Genomic DNA, 12,419 nt, shown 5'->3' on the forward strand with positions numbered 1-12,419 from the left:
AATATCGCGGAATTGGATTATCACTAGGTTTAGACTGCATTGAAGTAGATATTTCAAACCAATCGATTATTATAAAACCAAACGATGTAGAGACCAACGCTTATCAATGGGTTAAGGAAGATATGGTTATTTCATTATTCCTATCAAAAAAGCATCATAGCATAACACTTTTCGATTACGATACGTCAATAACATCTCCCACCGGAAATAATTACCAATATATTCATAATTAAATCACCTGTTGGCGATATGCAATGGACATTAGTTATCAAACAGTGAAAAATATATTATACAATACTAAATCTCGTGAATGGTTTGGTACAGACTATACAATGAATCTCTACCGTGGTTGCAATCTAGGCTGTATTTATTGTGATTCGAGAAGTGATTGTTATCGCATCGATAATTTTGACGTCGTTCAGGCTAAAAAACACAGTATACAATTACTTGAAAGAGAATTAAAACGGAAAAAAAATGGTGTCATCGGTTTCGGTTCGATGAGCGATCCTTATAATCACTTAGAAAAACAAACGCTTATAACAAAAGAAGCGTTAACAATGATCGAGCGCTATCAGTTCGGCGCGGTATTATCGACAAAAAGTAATATGATCCTACGCGATATAAATATCCTTAAAAAAGTCAATCAGCACGCATCCCTACTCGTCGGATTTTCGATAACCACAACCGATGACCCGTTATGCAAAAAAATAGAGCGTAATGCCCCTGGCGCATCGCAAAGATTCGAGGCGATGAAAGTCCTGTCTGAACAGGGCATTTATACTGGCACAATAATGATGCCCGTTATTCCTTTTATCACCAGTGATAAGGATAACATTATGAGTATCATTCAAAAAACCTACGCCTCTGGAGGTAAATTTATCTACCCTTGGTTTGCTTTATCGCTGCGGGATAGCCAAAGACATTATTTTTATCAGTGGTTGGAAAAAATATTCCCTGGACTGAAAAACACCTATCAAAATACATACAAAAATAACTACTTATGCTACCCGCGCAATCACGAAATACTACAAGACCTATTCATTACCGAGTGTGAAAAACTCAGTATCAAGTACAAAATTGGCGATATTATTGCGAGTTACCAAAGTAAATATGATGCTGGTCAACTCGACCTCTTTTGATCTCCCCCTTAGAGCCTATTGAGATAGGCTCTAAGCCAACATGATTGCCTTTAACCTTATTTAACGTTCTTGATAAAACCGATCTCTCACACTTCAGTGAATGCTTTCCCCTTCTGTTTTACTAATTTATTCAGTCTTCCTACGGCATTTTTATAGGGTGACGCCGTATTAAATTGAATCATTCATCCTCGAGTCCATTTCCCATACCAACTTGTGCCATACAGCTCTTCATTACTAAATCCCTCAATCAGGGTTATTATTGCACTCTTGTTTTTCTCCAGGAGATCCAGCAACTCCTTATAATCTTTGATATTCTCATAGTCGCAATAAAATTTTCGTGCCAATCGGCCCAATTCGTTCCATTTATACCCTGCTTCAGGAAACGCGATCTCCTGACCTTTCGACTCCTGCCTATGCCATGACAACACCAAGTCTCCCCAACCAATTAAATAGGACACCAGTTGCGCCACACTCATCACACTGTCTTTCGCATGCCCCTCCATCACTGGCTCAAAGGCCTTTTGCTCAGGAATATTGGCTAATTTTTTAGCCAATAACGCATAATTACTATTGATTGCCTTAATTAATTCATCTTTTGATTCGGGAACCGCCATTATGATCTCCTTAGTCTTTGGTCTCTATTTTGACATAACAGATTTATATAACGCTATCTATCCCTCAGGACGCCTTACTCTCAAGCGTCTGGTTCACAAAACTTACGACCTGTTTAAAATGTTTCTCGACAAAAAAATGGTCAGCCCCAGGAAATATAACCGTTCGGGTTTCACGATCGGTGAATTTTTCCCACTCGGGCAGTTCATCCTGCACAATCAGGCTGTCAGCGTCACCATGAAACAATACGATCGGGCAGGATAACGCTCGCGGTTTGCTGTGAAAGACATACTGTTCATACAGACGATAATCATTTTTTATTATTGGGGTAAAAAGTGCCATCAGCTCTTTATTACGAAAAACGTCAACGGGCGTGCCGCCCAATTTGACGATCTCTGCCATGAAATCGTTATCAGGCCGAGTGTGCAGTATTTCATCATGGCACACCCTGTCCGGCGGTCGGCAGCCAGAAAAAAAGAGTGCCTGTGGCATGTCGTGGCCCTGCTCAAGAATATAATGCACCAGTTCGAAGGCCATTAATCCACCGAGGCTATGACCAAAAATGGCATAATCCCCGCCACGATAGCTTTTCACAAACTGCTGATAGAGATCGTCGACCGCTTCCGCCATCGTTTGACACAACGGCTGGCGTATTCTTGTTCCGCGCCCGGCCGGTTCTAACGGCATTAACGTAATATTGCCCGACAGTTCACTGCGCCATTTATAGTACATCGCTGCCGAACCGCCAGAATAAGGCAAACAATACAAGCTGATATTATTCATTACCGCGATCCTCACTGCTGAATATAATCCGTTTAATTCGATGATTTAGCGTTAACAGAAAACCCAAGAGGATTATCGCTAGCGGTATAACCAGTACGCTGGACGGCCCCCACAGCAAGATGAAACGCCAATCAAGGCCAGGAGAGAATACGCCAGGCGCAACAAAGATAAGCGCCGCCAGCGCCAGCGGCACGGCCAGAGAAATTACGTAGTCGCGATGGCGAAAGCGATTTTTTCGCCCACGTCTCTGCGCGCGATACCGAAAGAGGTGATATATCAGACGTGCACTTATCAGCACCACAAGAAAAAATAGGAGAATGGCCGCGTTGGTGAAGAGGGCGTCAGCGGAGGCTATTGCATCGCCCGCGCTGTCAGCATACGTCTTAATGCGCAGATAATTATCTATATCCGCGCAAAGTTGCAATATCACGTTTGAATTGATATTGGCCAGCGCAACAATACCAATTTGCTGTTCCGGTTGTAACGCAATGCAGGATGAGAAAGAGGGATTCTGCCCGCCGTGGCTTATGTAAGGTCCCTGATTTTGATCAATGAACCAACCGCTGCCATATAAAATGCGGTTATCTGACGCTAACGGCACATCGTTATTGCCATGCCAACCGTTATCCATTGCCTGGCGCAGCGGAGATGAGACGGCTTTGACGTTCAGTAAGGCATCAATCCATATTTCCATATCTTGCAGAGTGCTATGAATATAGGCCGCGGGGACATGGTTACGGGCGATGGCCGCATGCTGTACAACCGGCTCGCCAAAACTGAGCTTGTACCCGCTCGCCTTGGCAGGAATATCTTCATTGCCAACAACAGCAACGGTTGAAGACATCCCCAGCGGCGCGGTGATCAGCGTAGCTATTGCGTCGGCATACGTTTTCCCGGTGATCTTTTCAATTACCGCACCTAATACATCATAGTTGGCCGACGCGTAGTAAAATTGGGATTTAGGCGCAAACAACAGCTCTTCATCCTGCAGTTGCTCCGCGACTGACATAGCTGGCATCGGCGTTTCCAACCGAGCCAGCGTTGCAAAAGGTAAGCCCGAGGTATGGTAGAGGAAATCGGCAATATCAAGTTTAACGGGCTGCCCCTGATACCGTAGCCTCAACTCGGGCAGATAGGTCGCGATATCATCATTGAGCGATAGTTTGCCTGCCTGAATAAGCGATTGAATTGCCAGCCCGGTAAAGGCCTTACTCATTGAGCCAAGTTCATAGACAGTATTCACCGAGTTTTCGGTCTTACTGTCGACATCAGAAAGCCCATAGATAAAACGTTGGCGCTGCCCTGCAACGTTAACGCTGACGGCAAGCGCAGGCGCTTTCGCCTCTTGCATCCGGCGTTTAATGAGCGTCGCCAGCCCCTCATCCTGCGCACTGTACGGGCTGTTAACACTTGCCATTGCGCCAGAGGTACAAAACAGTATCGCGCAAGAGACCAGAAGATAAATAACGTGGTGGCTAATTCGTCCCATTTTTTGCTTTCCTGAGAACAGATCATAAAACCGCATCGACACATTCGGAGATATAAGCGGTGTGTTCACTGATGCTGGGTCTGGCATAAATATCTGCTACAGATAATCCTGTTTTATAAATGTGGTTGCAGCTATTTACGAATGAAATAATATGCATGGAGGTCGCACCGTATTCGAAAATAATCGCCGCCTCGTCATAGCGATCAATACATAGCAGCGAGCGCCAGGTTTTTTCGACGAAATCATTGACCGAGACATAACTCACAGGCATGGCACCGCTGCCCTCATCGTCCGATGCCTGAATTTCATACTTCATGCGATCAAACTGATAACCGGGCAGCCCGATGGCGCAGGCGCTAGCATATTCCGGTAATCGGCTGATCGCCCCCCGCTGCCAGAGTGCCGCCAGCAGCGGCAGAATATCCTCAGGCGCAGGCGTATTCAGCACGGGAAAGAACACCTCTCGGCCAACCCAATCCGCGTGCTGGTTATACAGAGCAGCAAACTCGCTGGCGCAACCGATTTCCAACATGAGCGTTCCCTGCGCCAGCGCCATCTCAGCCAAAGTTTCACGTAGCGACACATCATCCGTCAGCGCAAGGCCATGCGCGTCATCAAAGGTCATCACCCGCTGAATTGCCTCATCAAGCGACACGGCGTGCGCGACATACTGCGCTGCCACCTCTGCGCCCCCACGGCCTACCGTGTTGGTTGGCTCAATCCCCTGACTGATGAGCCATTCGCTTAGACTCACCTGATGAATAAACTGGCGTAACCGCGGTATCCACGCCGTTTCCGCCAACCGTTGCGCAATGGCCGTGGACAACCGGGTATGAAGCTGTTGCAGCGCGGGCTGGTGCGCCAGCAGATGCCCCATTGCGGCATCCAGAGCGTCATCCTGTCCGGCGTAGAGGAAAACGACGGCGTTTTCTGTGCTGACGGCGGTAAACGGTGCGCTCTCATTGAGCCGCGCCGCGAGGCGGGTGCAAAGCGCGGTCATATCTTGTGCGGTAAAAGCGCAGCGGTAGGGAAAATGCGTTCGGCGCACAGAAAGCGTATAAGCGACACGGGCGATATCGGCGTCCTCATACCCCGCCAGCGCCTGGCAGTAAACCTCAAGCTGACGCCTGAGCGCAGGGGCAGTTTTGGCGCTGAAAGGGAACAGATAGCGCCCATTGACTGCCTCACGTGCCGCTGGCGCTGTAGGCCAGTTTTGCAGGATCAACTGTGCGTTGGTGCCACCGAGGCCGAACGAACTGACCGCTGCGGTATGTTTCTCCTCTTGCGGCAAACGGGTAACCAGATCGCTGATATAAAACGGCGTGGTGGGCTGCAACAGTTTTTTATGCTTGCTGGTCAGATTGATTTGCGGGGGAAGCGTCCCAGAATGCAGCGCCAGCGCGGTTTTCATCAGGCTCACGATACCGGATGTTACACCGAGATGCCCCACGTTCGCTTTTATCGCGCCAAGCTGAATGCTATGCGGGGCGCGCCCCGGTGCAAACACTTGCTGTAGCGCCTCCATTTCAATCTCATCACCAAGCGGTGTGCCAGTACCGTGCGTTTCGATCAGCGCAATATCCGCGGGCGCAACCTCCGCCGCGTTCAGCGCCATGTTGATCACCTCAACCTGTCCCTCAACGCTGGGCGCAACAAACCCCAGGCGGCGAGCGCCGTCATTGTTCACCGCGCCACCTTTGATCACCGCATAGACGGTATCCCTGTCGCGCAGCGCATCCTCCAGACGTTTCAGCACCACAACCCCTGCGCCACTGCTGTAAACGGTGCCAGAGGCCTCGGCGCTAAAGGGGGCGCAGTGACCATTCTGCGACACCAGACTGTCGCCCACCGGGCTATAACCGTGCGCCTGTAAAAAGCCCAGCGTCACCCCGCCCGCCAGCGCCACATCCGCCTGAAAAGCGAGCAGTCCCTCACAGGCCAAATGTGCCGCCACCAGCGAACTCGAACAGGCTGATTGCACGCTGACCGCCGGGCCGTTAAAGCCCAGTTTGTAAGCCACCAACGCGCACAGGTAGTCCTTTTCATTGCCAATTTGCGCTTGCAGATAACGCCGATCGCCACTTTTTTTCAGATAGGGGTAAACGCGATCCATAAAGTAGTTATTGGCATAGGTCGCGCCATACACGCCCACCCGTTTAAGCTGAGTCGGGATATAACCCGCATGCTCCAGTGCGTTATAGCAACACTCCAGAAACACCCGGTGTTGTGGATCCATCAGCAAGGCTTCACCGGGCGGAATATTGAAGAACGCCGCATCAAAGTCGTAGGGTGAAGCGATCATATTGCGCAGGGTAAACCACGGATTGCCCGCCTCATCGACGCTGTACTGCGGCTGGGTCAATTCTTCCCCTGCCAGGAGTGCCGACCACCATTCAGGCACGGATCCCGCACCGGCAAAACGGCCGCTCATGCCAATGATGGCAATATCCAACGCACCACACGTAAATTCACCTTTTGCCATTTTCGTCCTCCTTTGTCGCGATCGTCATGCTCATAGGCTCCAGAGCACCGGGGCGTCAGTTTGTTTTGTGCCGCTGGCGGTATGCTTGCGCAACCAGGCATCCAGCGCCACCAGGCTGTTGTTGTAGCGCGCCAGCAGACGCTGCACTTCATTGAGCGTGATCCGCGCCGGATCGAAACGACAGCGAAAGGAGAGGCTGTCCACCGCGGTGAGCGAGATATTCAGCTCCAGCACGCAGCCGAGCGGGTTCTCAGGCGCGGAATAGATATCGCTGCGCCGCTGATCTATCTGGAAATGCTGTAAGGGAGGATGGGCGTCCGCGCCGATGTAGTTCAGGCGCAGCCCTGACGAAGAACCCCTCTCCAGTCGGTTGTGCATCTGGAGCACGCCGAAGCTGCCGCCGCCGTGAGGCCGCAGCGCGAGCCCGGCGCGGATCTCGGGCAGCAAGGTGTCAAAATCGCCGCCCAGCGGTATCACACAGGGGTAGAAAGCGGTGAACCATCCCACCACATCCGCCACGTCCGGCTCATCTGTCCAACAGCCACGCCCTACCCCTTCCATGTCAATGCGACAATGCGCGTCACAACTGTAGTGGCGCAGCACCGGCGCAAGCGCGGTTAGCAGCCGCGTTTCCGCCTCGCGGGAAGCCTCCTTCCCTGGATCCAGCAGCAGCCTGCCGACGCAAGGATGGCGAAATTCCGCGTTCCAGAGGTGTGTACAAGGCAGTCTCGCTGCGGGATCGCCCACCGGTGGAAACTGCGGCGGCGGTGTTTGGCTCAATTCGCGCCAGTACTCATAAGTGGCGGCATCTATCGACTTCTGCGCCAAATAATCACTCCAGCGCTGAATGCCGCTATTGGGCGCGTCAGGCACGATGGAAACCGGCGAACTGATCGAGGCGTCCAGCGCACTGAGAATGAGATACCAGGAGTGAATATCAACGCCAAGATGGTGAGCACAGAGCACTAATCTATCGCTATCCTGCTGCGCTCCCCGCAGGTACGCGGCCGCGAAAAGGCGTCCACTACGCACGTCAAGGGAAGTGTTTACCTCGGCGATGACCGTATCCAGCGTCCACTGCGTCGCGGAGAATTCCCGTAACACGCCGTGGGGATAGCACGACTGAACATCGCCGACCGTCAACAGTCCATCGTCACTCAGGGCGCAGCGTAATGCGGGTTGCTGTTCCAGCAGCGTCTGTAAGCTCTCGCGAAGCACCTCTATCGCGCAGGATGACAGCATTTTCAATACGATAACGTGGTTGTAAAAGTCGATATTTTTCAGCGCCAGGCGGTGAAACCAATGCACAGCGGGCAGATTGACGCGGGTAACCGTTACCGGCGGCATCGGTGCGCTCGCCTCACTGTGGCAAGCGAGAAATGCGCCGATCTCGTTCACCGTGCCGCACTCCATCACCTGCACTGCCGGAATGAACCATCCCTGACGTCTGAGTTGGGCGGCGATCTGGATACTTTTGATCGAATCCAGCCCCAGCAAATAGAGATTATCGTCGTCCTTAAATGCCCGGTGTTGCAATGCGTTTTCCACACTGTCGCGTATCGCACACCGCATCGCGTCGTCGCTTTCCCGCACGCTCTGCGCGGGCGACACCTGCTGTCTGGCATAAGCGGCCAACGCCTGGGTGTCCACTTTGCCATTCTGCGACAGCGGCAGTTGAGCGAGGGCGATACACTGCCGCGGCAGCATATAAGCGGGTAACTGCAAACGCAGATGGTGCATAACAGACGCGATATCAACCGACTCCGGCGTAACACAGGCCAACAGCGCACTGGGATCACCCTGTGCATCATGGGCCACCGCCACCGCTGCCGCCGCAACCTGCGGCGCACTCAACAGCAGCCGTTCTATTTCACGCAACTCAATGCGATAGCCGTTTATTTTGATTTGATCGTCATAGCGCCCGACATAGGCCAGCGTATGGGGATCCATCATGTAGCCGATATCACCACTGCGATAGCCGATAACGTCCCCATGCTCCTCGTCTTTCAGGTAGGCCACCGCCGTTTGTTGCGGTGCCGCAATATAACCTTGGGTCACCGAAGCGCCGGAAATCACCAACTCACCCGATTCCCCTTCCGGTACCGGGCAGCCCCACGGCGCACATACGGTCACCCGGCAACCGTCGATCGCTTCGCCGATCGGCAATGACGGCTGGCTTTCCCGCCCGGTGTAGCGATAAACCATGCAGCCTACCGTCGCTTCCGTCGGCCCATATTCGTTAAAGATCGCGGCATGAGGAAACAGCACGGCCGCTTTGCGTGCCAGCTCGCATTTAAAATCTTCACCACCCACCACGATCGTGCGGATCCGCTCGCTGCCGATACCGGCAACGCAGAGCAACCTCAGGTGGGCTGGTGTCAGTTTGATAAAGGTATTGTGTTGTTCAACCACAGCGCGGCGCAACAGCGCTTCACTGTCGTCGGGTCGGCAGACGCTGATGCTCGCGCCCACGCACAACGGGGCGAACAGCGTGGTAATGGTCAAATCAAATGACAGTGAGGAGTAAAGCGCGGCTTGATCCTGGGCAGTGAAATAACGCCCGGCGGCAAAATGAAGGTAGTTCGCCAGATTACCCTGGGAGACTTGCACCCCTTTTGGCTCTCCGGTCGAGCCAGAAGTAAAAAGCACATAGGCCAGATGGTGCGCCATGACGGTAGGCAACGGTTCAGAAGAAACATCCACCTCGTCGCCAGCCGGTGTCAGCGAAGACACCGGGCAGCCGAGCGTCTGCGCCAGCCCACGCGTCGCCGCGTCGCAAAGTATATGCACCACATCGGCCTTACGACACAGGGTTTGCAAGCGCGCCGCTGGCAGTGCCGGGTTCAGCGGCAGAAAAGCCGCGCCGCCGCGTAAGATCGCCAGAATGGCGATCACCGTGTGGGCGCTGCGTTCAGCCGCGATGCCCACAACCTGCCCCTGTCGAACACCCTGCTGGCAGAGATAGCGGGCGATCTGTTCAACCTCACGGTCCAACTGCCGATAGGTAAACAGCGTGTCGTTATCGCGCAAAGCAATGCACTCTCCGTGATCGGCAACCTGAAGGGCAAAAAGCGCATTGAACAGCGGCCGAGGCACCTCAGGACGACCGCCGTCAATCGCTTCAGGATAGACGCTCAGATCCCGCAAACTGGCGAGGGGCTGCCCATCCAGCGCCGTTACCAGATCCAGCAAGCCGTTTTGCAGTGCCGTCAACTGACGAGGCGCAAATTCGCTACTCAAGGCTTCGATACTCAGCCTGAGGCTTTCTTTATGATCATTAACGGTTTGCAATACTACCTGTAACTTATACGACTGCTCGCCGCTGTAGTAACTCTCAACGTGCTGTGCGGCACCGGCGATTTCCCGCTCATAGGTAAAATTGTAATAGTTAACGCAATAATCAAAGGCTCGCAGATGTGCGCTACCGCATTCCGCCAGCTCCTGATTGAATAACATCAAGGGATATTTGCTGTGCTTAAAACCGCGCTCCAGCGCGCTTTGTAACACCGACACCAGCTCACCAAAGGTCGCACCGGTCTCCAACCGATAGGCCAGCGGCATGTGGTTGGTAAACATGCCAAAGCAGCGCCTCGCCTCACGCGAGTGGCGATTAGAGAGCGGCACGCACACCACGCCTTTTTCCTCTCCCCATACTCTGCCGCGATAGAGGGCAAACAGCGCGATAAACAGCGTATTCAGCGAACAATGGTAGCGATCGCACAGCCGGTAGATACGGTTAATCATTCCCGTATCAAGCCAGACAGAGCAGCTAATGCCTTGGGTGGCGGAGATCGGTGTTTTTTCAGGAAAACAGTCGCGGTATTCCTCTATATACGCGCGCCACCAGGCACGATCGGCGGCAAAGCGCGCCGAAGCCTGATAGGCATTTTGCTGCGCCACAAACGAGAGGTACGCAGGCGCTTGCTGCGATGCGTCAGGATGTTCATAGGCGCGTTTGACCTGATCTGAGAGCAGCGCCATGGACCACCCATCGGCAATACCGTGATGCGCTTTGAATAAATATCCCCCCTGTTGCTCGCCACAGCTAAAAGTCACAAATTCGAACAGATCGCTTTCCAGCAATGTAAACGGCTGACGGAGCCAGTCGTTCAGGAACGTCTCGATCGGGCGCGGATGCAGCGCGGCATGAGCGGTGTCAAACGCCATGTGGCGAATAGCATGGGGTTGAAAAGGCAACACCTGGCTGAGCACCTCGCCATCGTTTCCCTGAACGAAACGCATGCGCAACGCGTCAAAGTGATAAATAGCGGACTGAATCGCCGCCTGCAACCGCGCAACATCGATGGCACCGTCGATCGTGACCACGCCACCGATGGTGTTCACACCGCTAGAAGGATAGAGCTGATCGATAATCTGGCATTGCTGTTGTGGCCACATCAGTGGATTACCGGCTTTCATGGCGCGACCTCCATGTCATGCTGCTGCGCACTGACGCTCTCCCGGTTCCAGCGCAACAGGCGCGGAGCATCACGCAGCAGTCGCCAGGCGAGCAGCGCGGAGACGAAAGTGCCGCTCATGGCCCCGAAATAAACGCCGATAATGTTCATCTCCAGCACAAAGGCCAACAGATAAACGACCGGGACGGAAATAAAAACGTGGCGCATCAGCGTCAACAGCACCGAATACCACGGCTTGCCAATGGCCTGATAGTACTCGCTGGCCAACATGCTGATGGCAATAAAGGGCAGCGCCAGCTCCATGATGCGGGTTTGCAGCACCGCGTAATCACTGACGGCGGTAACCTGGGTAAACAGCGGGTAGATCCAGGGAGCCAAAATGATATGCGCAACCGCCAACACCAGAACGATCGAGAATGCCAGCCCCACAGCGATCCGATAGGCTTGCAGCGTTCTCTCTACGTTTCCCCGCCCCCAGTTCTGCCCCACAATCGTCAGCAGCGCGGCGGCGATCGCCAACATCGGGGTCATGATGAAGTAATCAATCCGCCCGGTCAGCGTAAATGCGGCCATGGCGTCCACATCCAGTCTTACAATGAAAAAATTATAAATAACGATGCCGACCGAGATAATTATTTGCATCAGCATCTGAGCCAATCCAACGGCAAGAATTTGACGGTAGATTCGCCAGGATAAATGCCGCACAGAAAGCCTGAAACTCAACCCCAGCCGAAGCATAACCAGAGAGAAGATGAAATAGGCAACCACGGTGAGTTGGGCGAAGAACGAAGCCAGCGCGACGCCTTTTACGCCGAGATCGAAAACAAATATCATAATAGGATCGAGCACAATGTTGACCACCGCGCCGAGTAATGAGGATTTCATGATTATCATGATTTTCCCCGCCCCCTGAAATAACCCCATCATGGCGCCGATCAACATAATGCTAAATACTGTCGGTAACGAGTAATAATAAAAATCCGCCGCATAACCGATAATGTCATCCGTTGCCCCCAGAGTACGCAACACCGGCTGGGCGAACAGATAACCAAGGACGCTGATAACGACTGCAAAGAACAGCGCAATCGTCAAACCGACCGACAATATTTGTTGCGCCAGATCCAGACGCTGCCTGCCGATGGTGCGTGACAGTAATGACCCCATCCCGATCTGAATACCGTTAGCGATGGCGAACAGCCCCATGCCGACCGGAAATATCAGCCCTACCCCCGCAATAATGCCGCTGTTGGCAATATCGATATGACTAAGCCAGAAAATATCCGAGATGGCATACACGACCTGGGTCAACATACCGATAAACATCGGTAACGCCATCCTGAAAATTAACCGGTGCAAGGAGCCGTCAAACATACCTGCTACGTCAAAGGTATTTTCATTCGGGGTCTTTTCGCCGGACTGAACCTTATTTAAAGACATACGCTATCCTTATCCATTACATTCGCCGCCGGGTCAGAACAAATAACATCGACCAGCTC

General features: G+C 52.7%; 6 protein-coding genes and 2 pseudogenes. 2 read left to right on the forward strand and 6 right to left on the reverse strand.

What is annotated here, in order from left to right:
• Together ACJ8IL_RS22630 and ACJ8IL_RS22635 are read left to right on the forward strand one after the other, a co-directional pair.
• A pseudogene (locus ACJ8IL_RS22630) lies at positions 1-233 on the forward strand (hypothetical protein); the annotation flags it as partial.
• Between the two features lie 21 nt (positions 234-254).
• Positions 255-1,139 (forward strand): SPL family radical SAM protein, encoded by an 885-nt coding sequence (locus ACJ8IL_RS22635; protein ID WP_442516852.1) that lies wholly within the window; start codon positions 255-257, stop codon positions 1,137-1,139.
• A gap of 86 nt (positions 1,140-1,225) precedes the next feature.
• Here ACJ8IL_RS22635 and ACJ8IL_RS22640 read toward each other — a convergent pair.
• The 6 genes and pseudogenes from ACJ8IL_RS22640 to ACJ8IL_RS22665 form a co-directional block, all read right to left on the reverse strand.
• Positions 1,226-1,753, reverse strand: a pseudogene (locus ACJ8IL_RS22640) (ClbS/DfsB family four-helix bundle protein).
• 64 nt (positions 1,754-1,817) lie between these two features.
• Positions 1,818-2,534: a colibactin biosynthesis thioesterase ClbQ gene (gene clbQ / locus ACJ8IL_RS22645; protein WP_206358424.1), complete on the reverse strand. Its 717-nt coding sequence runs from the start codon at positions 2,532-2,534 to the stop codon at positions 1,818-1,820.
• On the reverse strand, positions 2,527-4,110 hold the full coding sequence (locus tag ACJ8IL_RS22650; protein ID WP_277396213.1) for a serine hydrolase domain-containing protein: 1,584 nt from the start codon (positions 4,108-4,110) through the stop codon (positions 2,527-2,529). Before ACJ8IL_RS22650 ends, clbQ begins: the two co-directional genes overlap by 8 nt.
• The gene (locus ACJ8IL_RS22655) at positions 4,046-6,505 is read right to left on the reverse strand and encodes a beta-ketoacyl synthase N-terminal-like domain-containing protein (RefSeq protein ID WP_442516853.1); all 2,460 of its coding nucleotides are present in this window, start codon (positions 6,503-6,505) and stop codon (positions 4,046-4,048) included. Before ACJ8IL_RS22655 ends, ACJ8IL_RS22650 begins: the two co-directional genes overlap by 65 nt.
• A 30-nt stretch (positions 6,506-6,535) precedes the next feature.
• Complete coding sequence (locus tag ACJ8IL_RS22660) at positions 6,536-10,924, reverse strand: non-ribosomal peptide synthetase (protein WP_442516854.1); 4,389 nt, start codon at positions 10,922-10,924, stop codon at positions 6,536-6,538.
• Positions 10,921-12,360, reverse strand: coding sequence for an MATE family efflux transporter (locus ACJ8IL_RS22665; RefSeq protein WP_206358428.1), 1,440 nt, complete (start codon positions 12,358-12,360; stop codon positions 10,921-10,923). The genes ACJ8IL_RS22660 and ACJ8IL_RS22665 overlap by 4 nt, the downstream gene beginning before the upstream one ends.
• Positions 12,361-12,419 lie beyond the last annotated feature (59 nt).

Source organism: Serratia sp. CY47444 (genome assembly GCF_052168635.1).
Classification (GTDB): domain Bacteria; phylum Pseudomonadota; class Gammaproteobacteria; order Enterobacterales; family Enterobacteriaceae; genus Serratia; species Serratia bockelmannii.

Coding starts and splice junctions, on each gene's coding strand:
- ACJ8IL_RS22635 (WP_442516852.1), top strand. CDS start 255: ATGGACATTAGTTATCAAACAGTGAAAAATATATTATACAATACTAAA.
- clbQ (WP_206358424.1), bottom strand. CDS start 2,534: ATGAATAATATCAGCTTGTATTGTTTGCCTTATTCTGGCGGTTCGGCA.
- ACJ8IL_RS22650 (WP_277396213.1), bottom strand. CDS start 4,110: ATGCCAGACCCAGCATCAGTGAACACACCGCTTATATCTCCGAATGTG.
- ACJ8IL_RS22655 (WP_442516853.1), bottom strand. CDS start 6,505: ATGGCAAAAGGTGAATTTACGTGTGGTGCGTTGGATATTGCCATCATT.
- ACJ8IL_RS22660 (WP_442516854.1), bottom strand. CDS start 10,924: ATGAAAGCCGGTAATCCACTGATGTGGCCACAACAGCAATGCCAGATT.
- ACJ8IL_RS22665 (WP_206358428.1), bottom strand. CDS start 12,360: ATGTCTTTAAATAAGGTTCAGTCCGGCGAAAAGACCCCGAATGAAAAT.